25 protein-coding genes are annotated in these 24,491 nt (G+C 38.6%); 13 read left to right on the top strand and 12 right to left on the bottom strand.

The genetic code is table 11. The features are described 5' to 3' along the window. Window positions 1–32: 32 nt before the first annotated feature. The 4 genes from T8I65_RS06140 to T8I65_RS06155 are packed head-to-tail and all read left to right on the top strand — an operon-like array spanning window position 33 to window position 5,119. Window positions 33–719, top strand: coding sequence for a TetR/AcrR family transcriptional regulator (locus tag T8I65_RS06140; RefSeq protein WP_322302519.1), 687 nt, complete (start codon window positions 33–35; stop codon window positions 717–719). Further along, complete coding sequence (locus tag T8I65_RS06145; RefSeq protein ID WP_322302520.1) at window positions 712–2,376, top strand: peptidase domain-containing ABC transporter; 1,665 nt, start codon at window positions 712–714, stop codon at window positions 2,374–2,376. The genes T8I65_RS06140 and T8I65_RS06145 overlap by 8 nt, the downstream gene beginning before the upstream one ends. A 5-nt stretch (window positions 2,377–2,381) precedes the next feature. Beyond that, on the top strand, window positions 2,382–3,734 hold the full coding sequence (locus T8I65_RS06150; protein WP_322302521.1) for an HlyD family secretion protein: 1,353 nt from the start codon (window positions 2,382–2,384) through the stop codon (window positions 3,732–3,734). Then, window positions 3,731–5,119 carry a TolC family protein gene (locus T8I65_RS06155; protein ID WP_322302522.1) on the top strand — a complete coding sequence of 463 codons (1,389 nt, stop codon included), beginning with the start codon at window positions 3,731–3,733 and terminating at the stop codon, window positions 5,117–5,119. Before T8I65_RS06150 ends, T8I65_RS06155 begins: the two co-directional genes overlap by 4 nt. A gap of 55 nt (window positions 5,120–5,174) precedes the next feature. On the opposite strand, the gene T8I65_RS06160 is transcribed toward T8I65_RS06155, so the two are convergent. The 3 genes from T8I65_RS06160 to T8I65_RS06170 are packed head-to-tail and all read right to left on the bottom strand — an operon-like array spanning window position 5,175 to window position 6,525. After that, the gene (locus T8I65_RS06160; protein WP_322302523.1) at window positions 5,175–5,627 is read right to left on the bottom strand and encodes an isoprenylcysteine carboxylmethyltransferase family protein; all 453 of its coding nucleotides are present in this window, start codon (window positions 5,625–5,627) and stop codon (window positions 5,175–5,177) included. Window positions 5,628–5,631: 4 nt separating this feature from the next. Further along, the gene (locus tag T8I65_RS06165) at window positions 5,632–6,345 is read right to left on the bottom strand and encodes a DUF2490 domain-containing protein (RefSeq protein ID WP_322302524.1); all 714 of its coding nucleotides are present in this window, start codon (window positions 6,343–6,345) and stop codon (window positions 5,632–5,634) included. A 9-nt stretch (window positions 6,346–6,354) separates the two neighbouring features. After that, window positions 6,355–6,525: a rhodanese-like domain-containing protein gene (locus tag T8I65_RS06170; RefSeq protein WP_322302525.1), complete on the bottom strand. Its 171-nt coding sequence runs from the start codon at window positions 6,523–6,525 to the stop codon at window positions 6,355–6,357. A 264-nt stretch (window positions 6,526–6,789) separates the two neighbouring features. Here T8I65_RS06170 and T8I65_RS06175 point away from each other — a divergent pair, with 264 nt between their 5' ends. Further along, a complete protein-coding gene (locus T8I65_RS06175; protein ID WP_322302526.1) occupies window positions 6,790–7,377 on the top strand; it encodes a class I SAM-dependent methyltransferase in 588 nt (195 codons plus the stop codon). Window positions 7,378–7,418: 41 nt separating this feature from the next. Here the strand turns inward: T8I65_RS06175 and T8I65_RS06180 are convergent, their stop codons facing one another. Next, entirely contained in the window at window positions 7,419–8,822 is a 1,404-nt protein-coding gene (locus T8I65_RS06180) for an MBL fold metallo-hydrolase (RefSeq protein WP_322302527.1), read from the bottom strand. Window positions 8,823–9,005: 183 nt separating this feature from the next. On the opposite strand from T8I65_RS06180, the gene T8I65_RS06185 reads away from it, so the two are divergent. Then, window positions 9,006–9,278, top strand: coding sequence for a hypothetical protein (locus T8I65_RS06185; RefSeq protein ID WP_322302528.1), 273 nt, complete (start codon window positions 9,006–9,008; stop codon window positions 9,276–9,278). A 49-nt stretch (window positions 9,279–9,327) separates the two neighbouring features. On the opposite strand, the gene T8I65_RS06190 is transcribed toward T8I65_RS06185, so the two are convergent. The 7 genes from T8I65_RS06190 to T8I65_RS06220 form a co-directional block, all read right to left on the bottom strand. Further along, complete coding sequence (locus T8I65_RS06190; RefSeq protein WP_322302529.1) at window positions 9,328–12,543, bottom strand: TonB-dependent receptor; 3,216 nt, start codon at window positions 12,541–12,543, stop codon at window positions 9,328–9,330. 190 nt (window positions 12,544–12,733) lie between these two features. Beyond that, window positions 12,734–13,390 carry a phosphoribosylanthranilate isomerase gene (locus T8I65_RS06195; protein WP_322302530.1) on the bottom strand — a complete coding sequence of 219 codons (657 nt, stop codon included), beginning with the start codon at window positions 13,388–13,390 and terminating at the stop codon, window positions 12,734–12,736. Between the two features lie 123 nt (window positions 13,391–13,513). Next, window positions 13,514–14,080, bottom strand: a complete 567-nt coding sequence (locus T8I65_RS06200; RefSeq protein ID WP_322302531.1) for a carboxymuconolactone decarboxylase family protein — start codon at window positions 14,078–14,080, stop codon at window positions 13,514–13,516. Between the two features lie 66 nt (window positions 14,081–14,146). Next, the gene (locus T8I65_RS06205) at window positions 14,147–14,710 is read right to left on the bottom strand and encodes a TetR/AcrR family transcriptional regulator (RefSeq protein ID WP_322302532.1); all 564 of its coding nucleotides are present in this window, start codon (window positions 14,708–14,710) and stop codon (window positions 14,147–14,149) included. A 182-nt stretch (window positions 14,711–14,892) separates the two neighbouring features. Continuing rightward, window positions 14,893–15,369 carry an ASCH domain-containing protein gene (locus T8I65_RS06210; RefSeq protein WP_322302533.1) on the bottom strand — a complete coding sequence of 159 codons (477 nt, stop codon included), beginning with the start codon at window positions 15,367–15,369 and terminating at the stop codon, window positions 14,893–14,895. Window positions 15,370–15,465: 96 nt separating this feature from the next. Beyond that, window positions 15,466–16,209 (bottom strand): DUF3891 family protein, encoded by a 744-nt coding sequence (locus tag T8I65_RS06215; protein ID WP_322302534.1) that lies wholly within the window; start codon window positions 16,207–16,209, stop codon window positions 15,466–15,468. Next, entirely contained in the window at window positions 16,206–17,222 is a 1,017-nt protein-coding gene (locus T8I65_RS06220; protein ID WP_322302535.1) for an AraC family transcriptional regulator, read from the bottom strand. The genes T8I65_RS06215 and T8I65_RS06220 overlap by 4 nt, the downstream gene beginning before the upstream one ends. 189 nt (window positions 17,223–17,411) lie before the next feature. On the opposite strand from T8I65_RS06220, the gene T8I65_RS06225 reads away from it, so the two are divergent. Genes T8I65_RS06225 through T8I65_RS06255 form a run of 7 tightly spaced genes read left to right on the top strand, consistent with a single transcriptional unit; the run spans window position 17,412 to window position 23,336 of the window. Continuing rightward, a complete protein-coding gene (locus T8I65_RS06225; protein WP_322302536.1) occupies window positions 17,412–18,866 on the top strand; it encodes a glycosyltransferase family 2 protein in 1,455 nt (484 codons plus the stop codon). Then, window positions 18,841–19,902, top strand: coding sequence for a glycosyltransferase (locus tag T8I65_RS06230; RefSeq protein WP_322302537.1), 1,062 nt, complete (start codon window positions 18,841–18,843; stop codon window positions 19,900–19,902). The genes T8I65_RS06225 and T8I65_RS06230 overlap by 26 nt, the downstream gene beginning before the upstream one ends. After that, on the top strand, window positions 19,899–20,957 hold the full coding sequence (locus tag T8I65_RS06235; RefSeq protein WP_322302538.1) for a glycosyltransferase: 1,059 nt from the start codon (window positions 19,899–19,901) through the stop codon (window positions 20,955–20,957). Before T8I65_RS06230 ends, T8I65_RS06235 begins: the two co-directional genes overlap by 4 nt. Beyond that, entirely contained in the window at window positions 20,947–21,816 is an 870-nt protein-coding gene (locus tag T8I65_RS06240; protein ID WP_322302539.1) for a glycosyltransferase family 2 protein, read from the top strand. Before T8I65_RS06235 ends, T8I65_RS06240 begins: the two co-directional genes overlap by 11 nt. A gap of 15 nt (window positions 21,817–21,831) precedes the next feature. After that, complete coding sequence (gntA, locus tag T8I65_RS06245; RefSeq protein WP_322302540.1) at window positions 21,832–22,470, top strand: guanitoxin biosynthesis heme-dependent pre-guanitoxin N-hydroxylase GntA; 639 nt, start codon at window positions 21,832–21,834, stop codon at window positions 22,468–22,470. A gap of 10 nt (window positions 22,471–22,480) precedes the next feature. Continuing rightward, a complete protein-coding gene (locus T8I65_RS06250) occupies window positions 22,481–23,074 on the top strand; it encodes a hypothetical protein (protein ID WP_322302541.1) in 594 nt (197 codons plus the stop codon). Window position 23,075: 1 nt separating this feature from the next. Then, complete coding sequence (locus T8I65_RS06255) at window positions 23,076–23,336, top strand: hypothetical protein (RefSeq protein WP_322302542.1); 261 nt, start codon at window positions 23,076–23,078, stop codon at window positions 23,334–23,336. Between the two features lie 49 nt (window positions 23,337–23,385). On the opposite strand, the gene T8I65_RS06260 is transcribed toward T8I65_RS06255, so the two are convergent. Then, window positions 23,386–24,429, bottom strand: coding sequence for an L-dopachrome tautomerase-related protein (locus T8I65_RS06260; protein WP_322302543.1), 1,044 nt, complete (start codon window positions 24,427–24,429; stop codon window positions 23,386–23,388). Window positions 24,430–24,491: the final 62 nt, after the last annotated feature.

Genomic DNA, 24,491 nt, shown 5'->3' on the forward strand with positions numbered 1-24,491 from the left:
AATACTATTAGATTTGCCTTAAATAAGATTAGGTGGATAAATTATATCAGAATATTAATATTTCGGTGAATTCAGAACTATTTCTAAAAGATCCTGAGTCCAGCGAGTTGGGGAAAAAGATCGTAGGTCAGGGAATCCTTCTCATTGATGATATAGGTTTTGAGAAGTTCACCTTTAAAAAACTAGGTGTCAAGATCAAGTCAAACGAAAGTTCGATCTATAGATATTTCGAAAACAAGCATAAGTTCCTGGTATATATAACCAACTGGTTCTGGGGCTGGAAAGAATTTCAATTGACCATGTCCACCTATGGGATTTCAAACTCCAATGAAAAATTACTGAAAGCCATCGAGGTGATCACGCATCCTGTTGTTCAGGATTTTAGATTTCAGCATATAAATGAGGTTGCCCTGAACCACATTATCATCAATGAATCTTCAAAATCTTATCTTACCAAAGAGGTGGAAACAGATAATAAAGAAGGTTATTTTTCCATTTACAAAAGACTGGTCACCAGAATTGCGGAAATGATTTCTGAAGTATCTTCAGATTATGAATATTCTCTTAGCCTTTCCAGCATGGTTCTGGATGGCGCCTTACATCAGCATTTTCTGAAAGACCATATTCAGTCGATAACAGACTGTTCAGAAAAGAAAAGTGTATCCAATTATTTTAAAGACCTCGTGATCAATACCCTAAAAATTGAACTCAATGGCTGAAGAAAAAATGACCGCCTGGCAGCGCTTCGTTGGCCTGCTTAAGCTTGATAAAAAAGATTTTCTGCAAATTCTTTATTATGCAATTTTCGCCGGATTGGTAAACCTTTCGGTACCATTAGGAATCCAGGCTATTGTAAACCTTATTCAGGGTGCTCGTATTACGACTTCATGGATAATTCTGGTAATTTTAGTGACTCTAGGGGTTGCATTCGTTGGTGTGCTTCAGCTAATGCAGATTAGGATTCTGGAGAACATTCAGCAGAAAATTTTCACCAGGGCCTCCTTTGAATTTACCTACAGATTTCCGAAGATCAAGATGTCTGAGCTTGAGAACTTTTATCCTCCGGAGCTCGCCAATAGATTCTTTGATGTAATCACCATTCAGAAGGGAATAGCCAAATTGGTACTGGACTTTCCAGCCGCAATTTTACAGATCGTTTTCGGATTAATACTGCTTTCACTGTACCACCCTTTCTTTATTTTCTACGGAATATTACTCGTGCTTCTTATATATCTGGTATTCAGATTCACAGCTAAACGAGGTTTGCATACAAGTATCAAAGAATCCAAAATGAAGTATAAGATCGCTCATTGGATTCAGGAAGTAGCCAGAACCTTAATTAGTTTTAAGGTAGCCGGGAAGACTAAACATGCTATTAATAAGAATGATGCACTGGTAACAAAATATCTTGAAGAGCGGGAGAGCCACTTCCAGGTACTTAAGCTTCAGTTTATTCAAATGGTTGGTTTCAAAACTCTGGTTACTGCCGGTTTGCTTTTAATTGGAGGTTTCCTGGTGCTTAATCAGCAAATGAATATCGGGCAGTTTGTAGCAGCAGAGATCATTATACTATTGATTATTAGCTCTGTGGAGAAAATGATCATGGGGCTTGAAAACTTTTACGATTTACTGACTTCCCTTGAAAAACTTGGTGAAGTAGTTGATAAAAAACTTGAAAGATCTGGTGGGGATACTTCTTTTGCTGAACATAAAGACCTGGAAATTGAACTTAAAAATATTGGTTTTAAAACACCTGATGGGCAGGAAGTTCTCAAGGATATTAATTTAACGATCAAGGCAGGGGAGAAGATACTGCTTAAAGGTCCAAATGGTTCCGGGAAATCTTTATTACTAAGGATCATTGCGGGACTGGTAGAGCCAACCCAGGGAAAGATTTACGTGAACGGGATTTCGTTGAGGAATATAGATCTCAACTATTATCATGGTTTGCTTGGGCAGTCGCTAACAGAGGAATCACTGTTTGAAGGTACTTTATTCGACAATCTAACTTTCGGTGATGATACGATTACTAATTCTGCGATCTTTTCAGTTTTAGATAAAACTGGTCTAAAAGAATTTGTACGCCAACAACCCGATGGTCTGGAAACCTTAATTTATCCTGAAGGTATGAAATTACCTCATACCATCGCCAAAAAAATCATTTTAGCCAGAACCTTATTGCGGGATCCAAGATTGTTGATTTTGAATGAACCTTTACACCAAATTGATTATGAAGATGAGAAACGTATTGTAGATCATCTAATGTCTGAAGATCAACAATGGTCTATCATAGTTGCCAGTGGAGACGAAGTATGGCAGAATCGTTGTAATCGTCATATCATTCTTCGGGATGGTAAACTTGAATCTAATCTTTAAAGACTATGCTTAATATCACCAGAAATCCATTGAATGAGCAGGTTGACCTAAGTCAATTCAAAGCCGGGAAAAAGGTTCTGCATACAAGACACTTTAAATACTTCAACAGATTCCTGAAGTTCTCTGCGATCTTCGGCGTTATCGTACTTTTTCTTCCGTGGACCCAGACGATATCAGGAAATGGTTCTGTGACTACTTTAAGTCCAGAGCAAAGACCACAAACAATACAGTCGGTCATTCCTGGTAAGATCGAAAAATGGTTCGTAAATGAAGGAGATTATGTTGAAAAAGGAGATACGATCCTTCATATAACCGAAGTTAAAAACGAATATTTTGATCCATCGCTGGTAGAAAGAACTGGTGATCAGGTAGCTTCCAAGTCTAATTCCCTGAAATCCTATGATCAAAAGATCTCTGCTTTAGGCACGCAATTACAGGCCTTAGCACAGGAACGGGAACTTAAGCTGGAACAGGCAAGAAACAAATTGGAGCAGGCAAAACTGAAAACTAAAAGTGATAGCATTGACCTGCAGGCTGCTAAAACAAATCTGAGCATTGCTGAAACTCAGTTTAATCGTACTAAAACCCTTCAGGAAGAAGGTTTGAAAGCGATGACCGATGTAGAAGAAAAGCGACTTAAACTACAGGAAACTCAGGCGAAACTAATTTCGCAAGAGAATAAGCTAATGGCAAGTAGAAATGATATCATTAATGCCAGGATCGAAATTAATCGTACTGCTGCAGAGTATAGTGATAAGATTTCCAAGATTCAAAGTGATCGTTCCTCTGCAGAATCAGGTAAATTCGATGCTCAGGCTGAAGTGAGTAAACTCCAGAACGCTTATACGAATTATGAAATGAGGCAGGATCTCTACTATGTCAAAGCGCCGCAGAACGGGTATATAAACAAGGCTATTAAAGCCGGGATCGGTGAAACTTTTAAGGAAGGAGAGCAGCTGGTAAATATCATGCCTTCAGATTATGACCTCGCCGTGGAAACATTTGTAAAGCCAATTGACCTACCATTATTACATAAAGGTGAAGAGGTTAGAGTACAGTTTGATGGTTGGCCTGCGATCGTATTCAGCGGTTGGCCGAATGTATCTTACGGTACTTACGGTGCAAAAGTGGTTGCTATAGAGAATTTTATTAGTCCGAATGGGAAGTACAGAGTACTACTGGCACCAGATGAAAATGATCACGATTGGCCAGATGCTTTAAGAGTGGGTTCCGGGGCGAATACTCTGGCGCTACTGGAAGACGTGCCTATCTGGTATGAATTATGGCGACATTTAAATGGTTTCCCTCCAAATTATTATACTCCGGAAAATAAAACTGAAACCGACAAGAAGAAATGAGTTTAAACAAGACTTTTCTTATTGCCTTGCTTTTTCTGCCTATGTTACAATATGGCCAGACTCAGGATAGTATTGTTCTGAATTTTGAAGAATACCTGCAGATGGTAAAAACCTTTCATCCGGTAGTTAGACAGGCCAGACTGAAAGCCGATCTTGGTGATGCTGAATTGCTAAAGGCTAGAGGTGGCTTTGACCCGAAGATAGAAGCTAATTATGATCGAAAGGACTTTAAAGATACCCGGTATTTTGACCTTTTCAATGCAGCTTTTAAGATCCCAACATGGTATGGAGTTGAACTGAAGGCAAAATTTGAACAGAACGAAGGTTTCTATTTGAATCCGCAGAACAATGTACCAGATGATGGTTTATTTGCAGCAGGAATTTCTGTACCTATAGGACAGGGTTTGTTTATCAACGAGCGTATGGCTGCTTTAAAACAGGCAAAAGCATACCAGCAGCAATCTCTTGCAGATCAACAACTGGCGGTGAACAAAGTTCTTTATGACGCATCTGTAGCTTATTTTGACTGGATTAGCGCGTATAGGGAGCTTAAGTTGTACAACAACTTTATTGAAAATGCGCAGTTTCGATATGACGGAATCCTTTCCAGTTTTGAAGTAGGGGATAAGCCTGCTATTGATACTCTGGAAGCCGATATTCAAATACAGGACCGTAAGTTAAGCCTGGAACAGGCACGATTGAAGTTTTTCAAGGCTTCTCAACAATTAGGAACTTATTTATGGGCTGAAAATAATACACCTCTAGTAACTAGGGAACGTGTATATCCTGAGGATGCGTTATTTGAAAATAGCACGATTCCTGCCGAGTTCTTAAGTGATACTGAAATTCCCACGCACCCGAAAATTCGGTCATTGGAGTATAAGGTAGAAATTCTGGAATTTGACAGAAGATTGAAAGCAAACAAATTACTCCCAAAGCTGGATCTGGAATACAATTTTTTAAGTGGCGATCCCGATATTTTAAGAAGTTTTGTCAATGAGAATTATAAAGTTGGTGTAAACTTCAGTATTCCTTTATTCCTTCGGAAAGAACGCGGGGATCTACAAAAATCGAAAATCAAACTTCAGGATGCAGAATTAGAATTATATAGCGAACAACTCAATCTTCAGAATAAAATAAGGGCGCTGAAAGAACAATTTTTGTCTTACCAGGAACAGGTGTTGATGATCAATCAACTTGTAGAAAATTACGAAATCATGCTTAATGCTGAAGAACGAAAGCTGCAACTTGGCGAAAGTTCTGTTTTCCTCGTCAATACCCGGGAAAAAAGTTTGATAAGTGCACGACTGAAGCAAATTAGCGTGCAGGAGAAACTCTGGAACACCCGCGCTGAACTTACTCAGGTTCTGGCAATTCTGGACTAATTTATTGGTATCTGCTTCAGAAGTTGGTAATTAATAAGGGGTAAATCTGGAATTATTAAAGAAATCTTGGAGTGTGTCGCGAATATTCAGCATACTCCGGATACTTCAGTAGTAATAAACGCTCTTCATATTTTGATTTGAAGTAAAATAGAATAAACAGCAGTACCGTAATGATCAGTCGAAATACCGATTCAGAAAAAATTCCGAAGCTAGAAGCAGAGAGAACTATTGAAGTATAAATTGGATGCCTGGATAGCGAAAATGCATCTTTGGTAATCAATTTCCCGCTATCTACTGGTGTAGGGAACACAGACAACATATTTCTAAATTGAAATAGCGTAAAAAAAGCCAGCCCAATCCCTAATATTCCGGGAATTAAACCGATCATTCTTAACCAATCAGGGATATTTAATCTAAAGAGATCTACCGGTATAAAATAAATAAGGAATAATAGTAACTGCAGGCCTACGAAATAGTAATCCTTCACCTGTAAATTCCCAAAGCGCATCAGTCTAAAAGGTATAACTTAAGATGGCATCCCAAATATGCCTGTGCAGGTTATTTCCAGATCTAGGTAACACAATAAAATGATAGCCAGAGGTAATGTTCAGGCCTTTCGCTATTCCTATTTGCGGTCCTATAAAAATCCAATTTTGGTCTACTGTGTCTGGTAAGATCCCAGAATTAAAATTTAGAAATAACTCATCGTACGCGACTATGGATATGTTAGGGTTTTTCAAGACATCTATACTAGCTGTCAAGCGGTATCTGAGTCGGGTTTGATAATTACTACCATCAATTAGTTCCTGGCCACCACGCTCTACGATAGCATCGATAAAACGTTCTTCTACTCTCAATCGATGATTAAAATTCATCAATCCAATTTCGTGGTTCAGTGCCACCTGTTGCCAGAGATTATGCTCGTAAAAATCTGGTTTGGCGATGTTGATATTTTGATCATTATGCAAGTAACTATACCCGGCAGCAAAACTAAAAATACTATCGAGTCGATAGTCGACAGATGGGCGAATTACAGTTTGTTCGTGATACTTAAGAAAAGAAGTGGTACGATGATGATATTCGAGCCTTACATTCCAGTCCTCGCCAATATTCTTAGTTAGAAAAGCAGCATTCCAGCTACCGTATTCCTGTCTATCCTGAGTATAACCTGAAATTGTAAAGCCTAATATTGAGAGTAAGATGATTGCGTAATTTATTTTTCTCATGAATTTTGTTTAGAGATCATAACCTGAGATTCCTCCTCTTAACTCATAGATCTTCGTAAATCCGTTGCGCGACAAAAGCCTGGCTGCCTTCATACTTCTCATTCCCGACTGGCAGTAGAGATAGACAGGCTCAGATTTTGACCAGTGAAAAGATGCTTGTAGAAAATTATTCTTTTGCATAAGGTCATGATTGATCGCGCCAGGATTACACCGTTAGCGAATTCTCTTTTTGTACGTACATCAATAAGTTTCCCAGAATTTTTTGATATGGCTTTCTTGAAATCATCCGGATCTAACCTGACTATGTTATGATTTGTGTTTTGCTGACTTAGAAATAATCTTCGGAAGAGGTTCATCTAATTTTTTTACAAAAGTAAGATAGAATTGCTGCCTGTTGAGTAACATTAGTTGCTTCTCTATCTTTGTTCCGAAAATAAGACTCCAATGGAAGAATCACAAATATTTCAGTATATACAAAATATGGATATCTACCTGATCGACCAGATCATGAAGCAGAAGTATAAGCGAAGCGATAGAATACTTGATGCAGGTTGTGGTGAAGGTAGAAATCTAAGATGGTTCGCAGGATTCGATTATAATATTTGGGGAATTGACATGGACCTGGAAAGATTGCGTTTAGCGAAGGAAATTTTCCCAAAATTGCAGGCGAGGTTGATGCCTGCAAAACTTTCAGAAATACCATTTCCAGATGCTCATTTTGATCATATTATTTGCAGCGCTGTACTTCATTTTGCTGAAGATGAAAATCATTTTTATAGAATGTTTTCAGAATTGATAAGAGTTCTGAAGCCTACAGGAAGTATTTTTATTAGAACAGCTTCTAATATTGGTTTGCTGAAGGCTACAGTAGAGTTATCTGATTCATATAATGATTGGAAAGCAGGCTATTATTTAGACAGGGAGACTATTTCTCAATTAATCAACAAATACGATCTCAAACTGCTGGAACCTGTAAAGACTACGAATGTTCAGGATATTAGAGCAATGTCAACCCTGGTTTTACAAAAGTAAAGGCGATCAAAATGACCGCCTCATGTATTTAAAATTATCGCTTATAGCGTCGATGGACATACATAGTCCGTCGTTTCTAGACCAGCTTCCCTGATGGCTTTAAAACCACCCTGTACATCGACAAGATTATGAATTCCCCTACTTTTTAAAATTGATGCGGCGATCATACTACGGTAACCACCCGCGCAATGAAGATAAAATTTCTCATTTTCAGGGTATTCTGATAGGTGCTCATTTATCTCGGAAAGAGATGTGTGAACTGCATTAGGCAAGTGTTCAGATTGAAATTCGCCTGGTTTTCTTACGTCAAAAACAGGTGCATCTTCTACAATTGACTTCAGGTCTATCGCACTGATCGTTTCCACAGTATCGGTTTCCTTAGAAGCATCGATCCACGATTTGAAACCACCTTTAAGATAGCCAATGGTATTATCGAAACCTACTCTGGACAATCTGGTGATCGCTTCTTCAATTCTGTCTTCATCACCAATTAATAGAATTGTTTGTGCAACGTCTTTTATAAGATCGCCTACCCATGGGGCAAAACTGCCATCAAGACCTATGAAAATCGAGCCTGGAATATGTGACTTTGCAAATTCATCCTGGTGTCTAATATCCAGCATTACTGCAGCTGTCTCATTCGCAGCCGCTTCAAATGCTTCAGGACTTAGTGCCTGCAATCCTTTAGCCATTACTTTATCGATACTTTCGTAACCTTCTTTATTTAGCTTAACATTCATTGGAAAGTAGGCAGGAGGAGGTAGCAATCCATCAGTCACTTCTTTCACAAATTCAGCTTTGGTCATATCTGCTCTAAGAGCGTAATTCATTTTCTTCTGGTTACCCAGGGTGTCCACCGTTTCCTTTATCATGTTCTTTCCACAGGCAGAACCTGCTCCATGGGCGGGATATACTATAATATCATCTGCAAGCGGCATGATCTTTTCCCGCAGACTATCAAATAGTATTCCTGCGAGTTCTTCCTGGGTCATACTAGCGGCCTTTTGCGCAAGATCTGGACGGCCAACGTCTCCAAGGAAAAGTGTATCTCCTGTGAATAAGGCGTGGGCCTTACCATTTTCATCCTTCAGTAAATAGGTCGTGCTTTCCATCGTATGTCCAGGAGTATGCAGTACTTTGATCGTCAACTTACCAAGGTTAAATTCCTGTCCATCTTCAGCAACGATCGCTTCAAATTCTGGATTCGCATCTGGCCCGTAGATGATAGGTGCGTTTGTTTTTTCTGAAAGCGTTACGTGACCCGAAACAAAATCAGCATGAAAATGTGTTTCAAAAATATAGCTAAGTTTTGCGCCAGCTTCAGTTAACCTGTCCAGGTATGGCTGAACTTCCCTTAGCGGATCTATAATAGCGACTTCTCCATCACTTTCTATGTAATAAGCGCCCTGAGCCAGGCATCCCGTATAAATTTGTTCGATTTTCACAATAGTAGCGTTTAATAAAGCAAAGATAGGACTGCAAAATGAAAGCAAAAGTAACATTGGTCACCTAAAGCTGTTTTTACTGCCAATCGTGTGCTTAACAAAGAGATAATGCTAGCCCGCTTTTATTAAAATAGCTGAAACACCAATTCAAAACAGAGCAATTAAATTTCCATAAACTAATGTATGAACGTACAGCAATTTATCGATACTCTATTTAACCTGTTTAGAAATGGTAAGAAAACCCATACCTTTTATATAGAAAAACGATTAAGATTTGGTAAATACCATGTACTGCATTTGGGAAATTGTGAATTGTTACCGGATGAAAACGGAAGAGTGGAAATAGGAAGTGGTAGTGATACTGATCTGATGCTTGTAAAGGCGAACCAGCATTATGAATACGTCAAACTTTGCAGGGAATGCTGTGAGTTAACTAAATCTGAATTGAAAGCATAAAAAAAGCAGCCCTGTAATGGCTGCTTTTCTGTAATTGAACTCATTAGCATTAGAAAATATAACGTAATCCAACCTGAGCCTGCCATCTTGAGTCAAGACTAAAGTCATTGGCAAATGTTCTGGTCTGGCCACCGAATGTATACACAGGTGTATTGGTGTCATCCACGAATACTCCAACAGGTTGATCATTAACAGGTCGTTCGATCACACCCCAGTCTGAGCTAATCAGGTTTCCGAAATTAAGGATATCGATACTAAACTGGATCGTATTTGTTTTTTCACCAACCTTAAAGTTGTAGTCCTGAAGGAATTTCACATCCCAGCGTCCTCTCCATGGACTCAAAATATCATACTTCCCTGCATAATCACCACGATTATCATTCAAATATTCATCCTGTTGAATAAATCTTTCAAAAGCTTCTCTTTGCGCAGCTTGTTCCTCAATACTTCCTGTAAACTGGTATTGCTGAAGTTCAGACTGAGTTGGAATATAAATAAGATCATTCAAAACAGATCCGTCGTTGTTGATATCTCCGGAATAGGTGTAAGAGAATCTTCCTCCCTGGGCATACTCGTAAAATGCACCGATAGATGTTCTCCATCTGTCATCCTTTCCGTAGAAAAATTGCTTGTTCAACTGCCCTACAATACGATGTTTGTCACCATATCTTGAAGGAGTGCTCACAGCCCTGTTTACGTTGCCAATAGCCGGATTCCTGTCATAAGCATCACTGGAGATCTCAGCATCAAGAGAGCTGGCATCTTCAGATTTTAGATAATTATAGGCAACACTTGCAAAAAAGTCTTTTTCAAAGTTCTTGCTTAACTTCACAGACCAGTTGAAGGAATATCCAACATCTGTATTTGTGAATACATAAGCATTGGTTACTCCACCAAACTCGTTCACTGCACGATCACTAGTCTGGTAAACCGGACGATTGTCCACACCATTTAAAGCTCCAGTTGGAGTTGAAAGACCATAATTTCTAACCATTTGTGCGTTTAGATCTTTTGTATAAATAAGGTCTGTCGTTGCAACAAGTCCGTTTTCAAACTTATAATCTGCTCCCAGACTATTTCTCCATACCTGCGGAAACTGGAAATCTGGTGCTGTAGTTTGATAGAAATAAAACGCAGGGTTTGCTACCTGGTTTCCTATCCAAACGAAAGGAAGTCTACCTGTGAAGATTCCTGATCCACCACGAAGCTGTAGCTGATTATTCCCCATTACATCCCAGTTAAAACCAACTCTTGGAGACCATAATAGTTTATTGGAAGGTAATTCAAGACTATTTAGATTCAGCGCATCACCGTCCTCATTGTAGTAAGTGATTCCTGGTTGATAATCTCCATTTGGAAAAGTACCACCGGCAAGACGGTCAATGTTTTCCTGGATCCTATCTTCAGTATCAAAATAAAGAGGTTTGTCAACTCTTAACCCGTAAGTAAATGTAAAATCATCAGTTATTTTCCATTTATCCTGAGCATAAAGAGCGAACTGTCCAACATTAGTTTCAGCAAGTGCCCAACTGTCATTAGCATTTCGACTATCAAATGTATTCTGCGCATTTTGAAGTGCTGCTCCAATAGTTCCATTATTCACTGCCTCTTCAAATGAAGTTCCAGGATTATTAGGATCTATTCGTACACTGGTAAAAGCATCGAAAAATGTACTTACGGGACCTGTGCCTAAAGTAGCATCCCCATTGTAATCGTATGCTCCAAGGTTAAATGAGTTGTCAAATTCAAATTTTTCAAAACTAGCACCAAAAGTAAAGGTGTGATTTCCTTTAACCATGTTCAGGTTATTGGTGATCTGGTAAACGTTTTGATCAAGTCTGTTATTTATGGAGAAAGGTTCGTGACCTGCTACGATATAACGCACACCATCTTGCTGAATATTAATTGGTGGAGCAGGAGCAGAAAAAGGATCACGACTATCGTCAAAATGAGTATATCCAGCCTGGAATTTATTAGAAATATTATTTCCAAAGTTAGAGTTAAGTTCAATTAACCAAGAATCGATCTTGTTGTTGATCCTGTAGCCTGAATTTCTGAATTGCAGGGTAGTAAGGTCTGGACCTCTTCGGCCAATAGCTTCCGGGTTAGCCGGTAAATCTCTGGATGCATCAAGGAAGTTATAAATTACAGCCATTCGATGATTCTGGTTAATGTTCCAGTCAAGCTTCAGTAATCCTTTAGTTGATTCAGTATCAAAAGTATAACCTTCATAGGGTCCGGTTTCATAACCCAAAGTTGAAAGCTGATTGGAAACGAAATCAAGATCTTCCGCAGAAACTCTGGAAACATTTGATCCTGTAAGACCTGGTCTGCCAGCTACGAAATTAGATCCAAGATCCTGACGTTCGTCTCTCTCGAAATTGGCAAATACAAACAATTTATCTTTGATTATTGGTGCTCCTATACTAACACCGTACTGGGCTTGTGTTAGATCTGGTACGATAATATCATCGCCACCAACCTTATCTCCGGTCATATCTTCATTACGGTAAAAACCGTAAACAGTTCCCTCGATCTCATTGGTACCACTTTTAGTCACAGCATTAACAGAAGCTCCGGTAAAACCAGCCTGAGTTACATCGTAAGGTGCTGTAGATACCTGAATCTGGTCTATAGCATCCAGCGAAACCGGTTGTGCATTAGTTTGACCACCAGGAGTAGCGGCATCCAGACCAAATGGGTTGTTAAAGATCGAACCATCCAGGCTAAAGTTATTGAACTGGTCATTACGACCACCGAACGATCCGTTGCTGGAAGCTGTAGGTTCTAAACGATAAAAATCTGATGCTGAACGAGAGATTGTAGGTAGCGTTTTTAATTCTTTACGACCAATGTTAGTTTCAGCTCCAGTACGATCAGAGTTAATGATCTGGTTCCTGGTAGCAGTAATGATAACCGCATCAAGTTGAGTAGCATCTGCTACCATATTCACATCTACATTGAAAGTTTGACCAAGATTAAGGTTAACGTCTTCTAAAATTGAAGTCTTGAAACCTACAAAACTAGCAGAGATGGTATAAGGTCCTCCAACTCTAAGGTTCAATAAGGTGAAATCCCCATCAAAATTTGTAACGGCACCGTATTGAGTACCTGTTGGTGTGTGAACAGCTGTAATGTTCGCACCGGGTAGCGGAGTTCCCTGGTCATCGACTACGGTTCCACTAATCTCTGCTGTGGTAACCTGCGCCTGGGCTCCAAAATTTGAAAATAATGCTACTAGTAGCAGCAGTAATAATCTTTTCATGTCGTTGTTGTGTTGTGTTAAAAATTTGTGAATTTTTCGCAAAATTAGAGTAAAATCCAATTTCTGCAAGCAATTTCCGAATTTTATAATTTGTTGTACAACGACTGGTAAATTTACAGAGTTAACGCAAAGGACTAACAGTTATTCCTGGGTCATCAAAAGACCAACAAATGTTTTGGATTTTAGAATTTCACTGCTTTAGATTGCTGAAAAATTTGAGCAGCTTTTTAGAGTCTAAACGATCATTAGTTCTAACGCCACTACAAAGATCCACTCCAAATGGTTTAACAGCTCTGATTGCTTCCTGAATATTCTCAGGTTTTAAACCTCCAGCGAGGTAAACCGGAATATCCAGACTATCAATGATCTGCCTGCTTATTTTCCAGTTATGAGTTCGGCCGGTACCTCCGAGTTCTTTAACTGCCAGTCCAGGATTTCCGCTATCCAGTAAGATGGTATCAACGTAGCTGGAAATTTTTTGTGCTTCCCGTATTGCTTCGGAACCAGTCACATGAATGACCTGTACTAATTGAACCTGATTCAGGTGGTCTCTGATCCTTTTATATTCTGAAAGTTCTATTCGATCAACCAGTTGTATGACTGATGTATTCACTTTTCGATAGTGAGCTATTATATTTTCAGCTGAAGTTTCGCTGGTAAGCAGGAAAGTTTCAATACCGGGAGGGATCTCCTGAACAATTTCAGCAATTAGCCGATCGTCAATAATTCCCGGACCGCTAGGCATAGGTCCTACTAAACCAATTGCATCTACACCCGCATTAATGGCGAGTTTTGCCTCGGCAACACTGCTTATGCAGCAAATTTTGACTTTTGGAAGATAACCCAAATTCGAAAGCTTAAAATTAGGATCGAAATTTAAGGATTAGGATCTTACCGTACTAATATGAAAAAATTGAAACAAAAAAGAGCAGCCATTTGGGGCTGCTCTTTTCTAAATATGTCTGCAATATTATGCGTTCCACTTAAAAGACTCAAAACCTTTATCGATTGGAGTCTCAGCAATGTGATTTGTATAGTTGCTAATCACTTTTTGAGAAAGGCCTAGTACAATATCAAGCAATTGTCTTTGAGAATAACCTGCATCATAGAATTCCTGGATCTCAGGTTTAGAGATATTTCCACGATTTTTGGTAAGTGTGAGGGTCGTATTTCTAAGAACCTCAAGCTTTTCAGAAGGGAGTTTTGTTTTTTCACGCAGGGCATTGCTAATAGCATCATCAACTTTCATCGCTTTGGCAATGGCCGTGTGAGCAGGAACGCAATAATGACACTCGTGCTCTACATTAATCGTTTGCCATACTACAGTTAATTCATCCTTGTCAAATGATGAGTTTGAGAATAGCTCATGCAACTGTTGGTAAGCATCTAAAAGTTGTGGTGAGCCTGCAAGTACTGCATGCAAATTGGGTACATATCCGTAAGCTTTTTCAGATTTTTCTAAAAGTGCTTTTCCGCCTTCCGGAGCAGATTCTTTCGTATGTACAGTTAAAATGTCTGTGTTCTTTTCAGTATTCATAATTATCAATTTTTATTAAAGTTTGATCGTATCTAAACGACCGTTTAGTTTCAGGGTAAATTTTTTTTATAAGTTTTTAAATATGTTCTCTATATAATGTTTTAATTGTTCTTCAGAAAAAATTCTGGTGGCAGAGGAAAGTCCGAACATCGATATCAGGAGATAATCCGCTTGTTCTTCGATCATATCCAAATCGAAATTTCCTTCATTCTTAAGTTTATCAGCAAACACCTGCTTGATCTCATCAGTAAAAATTTTTAGAACCTGCGGAATTTCCTCTTCGCTTTCTAAACCAATTTCATTCGCGGTGTTGGTGACCAGGCAGCCCTTACCATGTTTAGTGTCTCTCGTGAAATCTACAAAATCGTAAAAGTATTCCTTGATCGCGGGAATCCCATCGGTTGACTTTACCAGTTTATCTACAAGCACGAACAATCTTGATTTATAACAATCCAGACTTTTTAGAAACAGACCATCTTTATTGCCAAAGCTGGAATAGATAGAGAACTTATTAATTCCCATTTCTTTTTCGAGCATTTGCATCGATGTATTCGCATAGCCGTTTTTCCAGAAAAGATTCATTGCCTTTTCTGCTACTTCTTTCTCGTTATATTTTTTTGCTCTTGCCATAATGCTGGTACAAAACTAACCAATCGTTTAGTTTAAACCAAAAGCTTTAAGACAACCTTATCATCCAGATTTTCACTAATAAGCTCGGTTACCGTAGAAATTATAGTCTGCACTCTATTTTATTTATTAATATTGGAATAATACTAGACACTTCTAGTTTCATCTATTATACCGTTTGAAAATCAAACCTCACTATAAATTCTTCGAAAATGTTCACATACGATGATCATGTTCTCATCAAATTCATCATTGTAACTTTCCATCTCCCGTTCGTAATAAGCCAGATGCACTTTCTTCCAATATTCAAGCGACTTATCCCCCTCACCTTCAATTTCAGCAAATTCTGCGGTAATTTTATTAAAAGCTACGTGTTCTACTTTAGTAGTTTCGATAATTGCCTTTGGATTTCCAATCCAGTCTGTTACAATTGCGAGATCGTCAACTTTCGGTAGACACTCTTTATGCTGATTGAACCACCACCGGGAAGTAGCCGTGGCTTTTTTGATGTCTTTGACTACCAGATCTGCGCATTCATCTGCATCCTTCTTATTATCACAAAAATAGTAGTGTGGAGGAATTGTCTTCGTAGAATAGTCAGGGTTAGAACTTAGAAACCTGTTCCAAAACTTTTGAATATCGGACTTAGTATTCGTATTCATGCCTTTTTGTGTAGTTGTAAGCATTACTAAGATCACTAGAAAATTTCAGTTAGCTACATATTTCAGCTTAATGAATCAACTTAGCTCTATAAGTATTCATTTTAATTTACTAATCTTCCAATGCCTCAGACTAATTGGAGTATTCCGAAGACAATCTTCAAATTCTTTATTTCCGGAGAATGACGCCTTTTCTAGCATTTTGTATTCACAACTTAACTCGAAAGAATCCTGTTCAAAAATCCACGGTTCTATAAAGATGTCGTCAGCTTCATTTCTTGAGATCACATATTTGGTATTCTGAATACTTGTGTTGATTTCAAGTTCCCGATTTTTGGCGGGTACTCCATTCTGGCAAAGGATAAGTGAACATCTATCTGCAAATACCATGATCTGGTAAAGGTCATGTACCTCCTGGTCAGCCATTGAATTTACTTTCATGAGTTTCTTTATTTCCTCACGGATCTCATTCATAAAACGATGGATCATTTTGCTTTCTTCAGAAAGATCCTTGTATAAGAACTCCAGGTGTTTCATGACTAATATAGTGACCCAACTAGACTTAAGTTTAGCTTGTTCCAGTAACCTGCGACTTCTTTTAATGATCTCGTTAATATTTCTGTCCTCATCGAGAAAATCCTGAGGAGTACCAATATTGGTTAGGTAATCCTTTTCTCTGAAGTTTAATTGCCGGTCATCATGTTCTACGATCGCAGTGAGGGTAGCTACCCAATTTCTACCTTTAATATCTGGTTTCAGCTGGTCTGCAATTTTACCTGCCAGCAATCCATGCGCAGAATGTGAGAATATCTCCCAACCATCAGCATTAGAATTTACGATCATACTTTATCCTTATTTCTTACAGCAGTTGGAGTCATTCCATACTTTTCTTTAAAGATCTTGGAAAAATGACTTCGGCTGTTGAGACCAATTTCATATACGATCTCACTAATTGTTTTACTGGTTTTCAGCAATAACAGCATAGCGGTTTCCATCCTTTTACGTTGAATGTATTCATGAACCGTGCAATTGAAAAGTATTTGAAAACCTTCCTGTAATTTGGTTTCGGTTATCTCAACCGATTGGGCGAGCGAGCTAATATTGCCAAGTTCTGCAATATTCTTATCTATTTGGAAGATCACCTGTTTCACTTTTTCCAGATCTTTCTGCCTTATTACATTTTGATGATCCTCAGGCTTACTGTCATCCCGATAAAGCATAAGCATAAATGTAAGAAGCTCCAATGCTTTCGCCCCGTGATAACTTACTCTTTCCAGTCCAGGTGTAGTAAAGTCTCTTAATTCCTGAATTAAATGGGACATCTTAAGACTATATTGAGTATGGTGATAAAGGGTACGCATCGCATTAGTATCTGCAAATATTCTGTGATAGATATCATCCATTTCTTCCAGAGGAAATGTAAGTTGCTCTACAAATTTCTTTCTATCAACATCCAGCACAACTACAGAGATCGTCATACCTCCCGGAAACATGATCTTATTACCGCTTCCACTATTCGCCCCAATTATTACTGACTGATCCTTCTCTATGTGATGCACGATATCTTCATCCCGGAACCTATGATCCAGGCGGCCTTCTATAACATATATAAATTTAAAAGGATGCACCAGATCACCATGGAAATCTAAACAGGTATCTTCCTTTAAATTTGTTTCAAATCTAAAAATACCGACACCGTTAGGAAAATTTATACCTGATATTATACCATTCCCATGCTCGTTGGAAAACTCGATATAAGCTTCTCCATAATTCTCTGTATAGTCCGTTTCAAAAACAGATGCTAGTTCTTTTAATATTGATTTGGCTGACGTTTCAGCAATTTTGATGGTTTGCATTATTAGTGGTCGGTTTTTCTAATACTAAAATATTAACAACTGTGTATTCCTTGAGTATTCTAGAGTTAAACCTTTCCTAATTAGAAGAATATCGTTAAGCACAAATGTAAAACCGCACACAATCATGCGTTACTTCCACCAAATTCGTAAAAAGAAAAAGAAATTTTGAAAGTATCTCAAAACATTTTAATGCTTTGCTATGTCATGATCCTTGCGGTGATATTATCCTATTTTGTGGTGGGTTTTGAAACGACTTTGATCATATTTTTAAGCCTGTTAAGTCTTCTAATGTTAGTAGAATCGATTGTTAGAGTCAGATTCTGTAGGCGACAGAATAAATCGTTGTCGAAATCTTCAAAATTCGAAAAATCGCCGAAAGTTTCAATACACATTGCTATTTGCAATGAACCTTCAGATTTGGTTATTAAAACAGTTCGGGCGGCTCTTCAGCTTAACTATGAGAATTATGAGATCGTAGTACTGGATAATAACACTTCAGATAAAAAGCTATGGAAACCGGTTCGGGAATTTTGCAACAGATATCCCGAAAAGATTATATTCAAACACTTCGACAGGCTTGATGGATACAAGGCTGGCGCATTGAACCAATGCTTAAAGCTAATGCATCCGGATACCAAATATATATTCACTGTAGATGCCGACTATATACTGAAACCAGATAGTCTTTCCAAAGCTGTAGCAACTATTGATGGTACTAATGCAGCAGTGGTTCAATTCCCTCAGCATTATACACTTCATCATGAACGCCATGGTTTATTCAACGAATTGGAACACTTTTTCAGTGGTTATGCTCAGGCGGGAAATCGAAGTCTTTCCACTTTACCAACTGGCACCTTAAGTATGATAAGAGTAGCATCACTACTTTCTGTTTCAGGGTGGCCTACAGAATCCCTGACTGAAGATGCACACCTCGGAATAAAATTCCTGTCTGAGAAGTTTACAACCTACTTCTCAAATCAAATTTTAGGGCAGGGAGTTATGCCAGGAAGTATTGCAGATCTACGCAAGCAAAGACATCGATGGGTATATGGAAATACACAGTGCTTTTTGAAATTTTGTAGCCTTCGTGTAAAGGATCAATGTAAACTATCTGTATTTATGCAATTATCTGCGTGGGTGAATTTACTGTCATTTCCTATCGCGTTCAGTTTGCTTTATATACTGGCAGAAATATTTACGAACTGGCAAATTTCAGACTGGATTCCCATGCTTATCTTAGGTCAGTTTAGCATTTACATCTTTGGCAAATTGTTTTTATTCCTATCTAATCGAAAAAACACTTTTCAGTATAATTTTAAAGCATTTTTGATTCACATTGCCCTAAGTTTTGAGATGGCTTTTTCTCCCATTATGGCTGTAGTAGGAATGCCGGCAAGTTTTGTAACAACCAGCAAATTCGCTTCTGTTTCAAGTCTCAAACATATTCCGCTCAGGATTCCGGCACTATTACTCATCATGACGATATTGTTATTTGCCGTCGGAAAAACCGGGATTGCAATGTATAGTCTTCAGGTAAGCCTACTCTTTCTACTATCAGGAATTTATCTCTATTCTGAATTTACGCCTAAAACCATTAATCAACTAAAAATAATCCCAGATGAAAATAGCCATTCTCGCGCATAATAAATTTCCCATTGCCGAGCCATATTCCGGTGGTTTGGAAATGATCACTCACCAGCTGGTACAAACGCTTATGGAACGAGGCCATGAAGTTCATTTATACGCGCTATCCGGCTCAGATCCTCAATTTGATGTGACTTCTCTGGACCTGGTTCAAGTTGCGAATAAAGAATTGACAGAATCTAAAATGGATGAACTTATGTATAGAAATGTACTGGAGATCATCGAATCTATTGATTATGATGTAGTGCATAATCATAGCATGCACGAATTACCAATAATTTGGGGAGCCAGTAGCAGGCATCAATTTCTAACTTCTTTTCATACACCGGTTTTTGATAGCATTCACGCGGGCCTTCATAGTCTCTTCGGAAGAGATCATAGTGAAAAATTTAGCGTAGTAAGTAAAAAACTTGGTAAGACTTATGCTCACTTACTTCCGGAAACAGAAGTAGTCTATAACGGAATCGACACTGCTGCGTGGACCTTTTCCAAATCTGCTGAAAAAGATAAACTTTGCTGGATTGGTCGAATTTGCAAGGAAAAAGCACCACACCTGGCTATAGATTATGCCTTGAAAGCAAATAAGAATATTGTCCTGGCCGGACCACTTAGCAATTCTCAATATTTCAAAGAATATGTAGAGCCGAGATTAGAGCTGGAAGGAGTGGAATATATTGGACACCTTAAGCATAAAGGGTTAAATAAATTGATTGGTTCTTCTGAAGTGACCTTATTTACCAGTGTATGGGACGAACCTTACGGACTCGTAATTGCTGAATCACTCGCTTGTGGAACTCCTGTTGTATCTTTTAATGTAGGAGCTGCTCCTGAAATTTTAACTAAGGAAACCGGCGTTCTGGTTGACCTTGAAGATGAAGCAGGATTTATAAATGCAATCCATTCGAGTTCAAAGCTGAATAGAAATCATTGTCGTCAAAGAGCTATCGAATTTTGCGATAAAGCACAAATGGTAGATGCTTATGAAAATCTTTACCGAAAAATGATCTCGGAAAATCTGAAAAAAATTGCGGTATGATAGGGTATTACGCACATCAGCATGGTAGTGGTCATCTTAATTTTGCCCGCTTGTTTGCAAAGGTTTTTGAGAATGAAATTTGCACTTTTAGTAGTTTGAAAAAACCGGAGGCCTTGAAAGGCCAATTCGTGCGGCTGGCAGATGAAAATCCAGATGGTACGGTAAGTTTCAAAAACCAGATTGCAGAACCAGATTATTTGCATTACAGTCCGGTGGGACAAAGATCTATACAATTGCGAAGCGCGCAGATCTTGCAGGAAGTTGTGAAAAGGAACATCCAATTTATGGTTGTTGATGTAAGCGTAGAAATTGCAGCTTTGATGCGAGTTTCTTCAATTCCTTATGCGTACGTCAAACTTCCAGGTCACAGGGATGATGCGGCACATATACAGGCTTTCCAGGGAGCTGTATTTGTTCTTGCATATTACCCTGAAGAATTTGAAAGCGAGCAAACACCTGAGTGGCTTCGGAAGAAAACGATCTACCTGGGCTTTATTACAGATCGAAAGATTGGGCAGCAAATAACGGCTCCTTCAGAAGGAGTGAATAACATCCTCGTAATTAGTGGAGGAGGAGGAAATGAAAGACTTCTACAGGCGATTGATCTACTTCCGGAACGTTTTACTTCCGCAGAGATCAAAGTTATCGGGATGCCAGAAGAGATCTTCACCATTTCCAGGATCAGGAACTGTGGTTATGTTCAAAATTTCCAGAATTTATTAGAGCAAGCTGATCTTGTCGTGGCGAATTGCGGACTCAACTCCGTAACCGAAATCTTGCAAGCTAAGAAAGCTTTTGTGGCGATCCCGGAGGATAGGCCCTATAATGAGCAGGAAACTACTGCGACCCATCTATACCAGCATGATCTGGCGATAGATCCAAATTCTATATTTGAACTGGATGATTCAGAAATATTAAAGCATAGATCGTGGGATGTCGATGATGATCTTCGTGCGATTAATAAACTAAAAATACATTTAGATGGGAATTATGATCGGTTACCATTAATTCCAGAACTATTTGCAAACCAACAACAGGAAGAACATGCAGAATAAGATAAAATTTTCAGTGATCACGATCGTAAAGGGACGGGAAGCACATTTATATAATTTACTACAGGGCGTTAAAACAAGTAGACTGCAGCCCGATGAGATTAGGATCGTGGCTATTGATGAGGTGCCAGACTTAAACGTTTTTAAGGATTTACCAATAGAGATTTCGCAAATTAGTTCTAAGGGCGCTAACCTTCCTATTGCTGAAGCAAGGAATATTGGAGCTGAAAATGCCAAATTTGATCACTTAATATTTCTCGATGTTGATTGTATTCCACATCCAGATTTTTTTGATGATATGATCACACAAGGTCTGGCTCATAAAACTTTAATTATGGGAAATCCATATTATCTTGAGAGTAGCATTCCGCAGAATTTTGAATTGAGCGATCTGGAAGATCTAAGTGCTGCTCATCCAGCCCGACCCGAGATCAGTGAACTAGTCGAAGCCAGTGATTATATGCTATTCTGGAGCCTCGCTTTTTATATCCCGAAGCAGTTATTCAAAGTACTTGAAGGTTTTGATCCACAATTTACAGGCTATGGTGCAGAAGATACAGATGTGGCTATGAAGATGCGTCAACTTAAATGTATCTATCCTTTACTATTATCACCAGCTAAAGTCTACCACCAGCAACATCCGGTGCATTCACCACCTGTTCACCAGGTAGAAGCTATCGTGATAAATGCGCGAATATTTTACGAGAAATGGGAAAGATGGGTCATGGAGAACTGGCTCGAGGAATTTAGAAAGCTAGGTTTGATACGATGGGAGGCAGATGGAAGTACTATTGAAATACTGAAGCAACCAGATAAGGGTTTAATCGAGCAGTCCTACCAGCCAGAGGCTGCATATATGTAGAACTAAAACTGAACGATGATGAAAACGAAAGAGAAATTTGAACACTGGATCCTTGAGGAGGATCATCCTTGTATCATGGCGCAAACTGTATTTAGCCAGGAACATGTAAAAACCAAACAATACGGCAAATTGGGAGATCCCCAGCATACAAAAACTTTGCTTAAGGATCTTGAAAAGTATATCGCCGAGTATGATTTTGAAACAAACGATTTTAAATCCTTGATCGCAGTTTTTCCGGATTCTGATATTGCTACGGAAGATCAATTTGAGCAATTGTTATGGAAACAGCTGGAAGAAATCGAAAAGATTGATACTGAAGACTGGGACCCATCAGTAAGCAGTGATCCAGAAGATGATAATTTTAGCTTCAGTATTGCCGGAAGATCTTTTTATATTGTAGGGATGCATCCCAACAGTTCGAGAAAGGCTCGCAGAAGTCCGTATCCTTCCATAGCCTTTAATCTGCATGCGCAGTTTGAGAAATTAAGGGAAATGGGAGCTTACGAAAAAGTTCGTGATAAGATTAGAGATCGGGATAAAGAATTACAGGGAAGTATGAATCCTATGCTAGAAGACTTTGGATCATCCAGTGAGGCAAAACAATACAGTGGTAAGGCAACCGGATCAAACTGGGTTTGTCCATTCCACCAATAAGAACAGAATTATGAGAAATTTTTTTAGCGACAATAGAAAGGCAATTTACGGCGGAATAGTAGCTACCGTATTTACTGGGATAGGTATATTTCTTCTGGGTCAGCTTTCCGGTTACGAAGCTAAAAAACTTATTGAATCCTCTCACAGTGGTCTAAATATGCTTTGTAATACGATCACTCTTGCTTCTGCCACCATACTTACTTTGCTACTAACACTTTTGGGAATAAGTACTGGAACTGAATCCAAACTTAAAAATGAGCATTATTATCAGGTTCTGGATATTGCAAAACTTGATACGGTGCTTATCATAAGTGCTCTTGTGATGTTTCAACTATTCAATATTCAAATCACAGAAGCCGATAACGTACCCATGACCTGGTATTCTACGATATACTGGGCGAGCCTTTGTTGTACCTCTATTTTAAGCGGAATGATGATCACAGTAGTTCTAATGCTTTATACTACCATCAATACGATCATTCACATTGTTGGATTGAAAAATGATCATAGGTTGATTACTACTGAAGAGGAGGAAGAGAAAAACGAAGAAGAGAAAAACGAGAAAATAAAAAAAGAAAAAGAGAAGATGTCGAACGAAAATTAATATGATGAATACTACAGCTAAACACTTGCAAACAATCAATTCGATTCTGTCCAAAAAACAACTAAGTAAGAAGGAATTTCAATTTCTAAATGGAATTGATGCAGATCATGTGAGAAGTATATCTATCACCACAGATGGTGGCTTTGATCCTAAAACGGGAGAATTTCATAAAGAAGATCGCCCATTGAATTACAAAATCCGACTCAAATATACGGATGCGGGAAATCTTCGGTTTAAATGTTTACATGCAGAGAAAGCATAAAAAAAGCAGATCAATATTTGATCTGCTTTTTTATTAGGATTCCCTAAGTCTATAGCTTAATTCTATAAATGCTGAAATCCATATTAGAAATATCACCTTTCACCTCATTGATCCTCGAATTTGTAAAATATAGATATCCATTATAAATACTAAAAGTATCTGCCCAACGTATTTTCTCACCCTGTGCAAGGACTTCCTGCTCTCCCGAATTGGTGTTATATCGCATGATCGCATTATTTTCGAGATCTGCCAGGTAAAGCATTCCATCGGAATTTAGAATCATTCCGTCTGGTGCAGTAGTTTTTGCAACTTCCTTTACGGCTTTCTGAATCTCTTCCTTAGATCCATCGCGAAGAATTTTCGTAGGTACAGTATAAAGAGTGTAGCCCGTTAAGGAATGGTAGTAAAGTAGACCTTCAGCTTCATCCAGTGCAATTCCATCCGAATGTATCGTGTTCCTATACTGTTTTCCATTGATCGTCAATTCATCGGTTTCGGCAAGGGTAGAGTAGTGGTCGCTTAAAACACGTTGACTTTCACCAGTTTCCAAATCAATAACTACTAAACCCGCATGATTTGAATCAGTAAGATAAATGTGATTATTCATTCTATCAACACGCAGATCATTGATATAAGAATCCCTGTAGAAACTATCATCTCCTAATTCATAAATATGTTTCAATTTGTTAGATTCGAGGTCAAAGACAAATATTCGTGGATTACTCACCACTCCTTTAAATAGCGGATTTCTCGTATCCAGGACGAACAACTCTTCTTCAGAAGAAATGACAGATTGCACCGCCACAAATATGGAGTCCTGATCTTTATCTCCAACTTTCCAGGAATTCCATTGAGCGTTGGGATAGGGTGCAGCCTCTCTGTTTTCACCGATCTCCACTACAGAATACTCGACATTCCTACGCCATCTTGGAAAATTCGCGAAGATCCTTCCTGTATCGCTAAGGCTAATTCCTGTAACCTGCTGCCCCTTAAAATCCGCTACTTTTTCCAATGCAGATTGGGGAACTATCGCCTCCTGGCCAGTTACATTCTGGGAAAGAACTATCAGGGCTAAGAGTAATATTTTTTTCATAGTGAATTAGTTAAAAAAGAAAAGAACTGAAGTTCATTCAGTTCTTTTCGAATATGTTGGTT

It is taken from the genome of Christiangramia sp. OXR-203 (genome assembly GCF_034372165.1).
Taxonomy (GTDB): domain Bacteria; phylum Bacteroidota; class Bacteroidia; order Flavobacteriales; family Flavobacteriaceae; genus Christiangramia.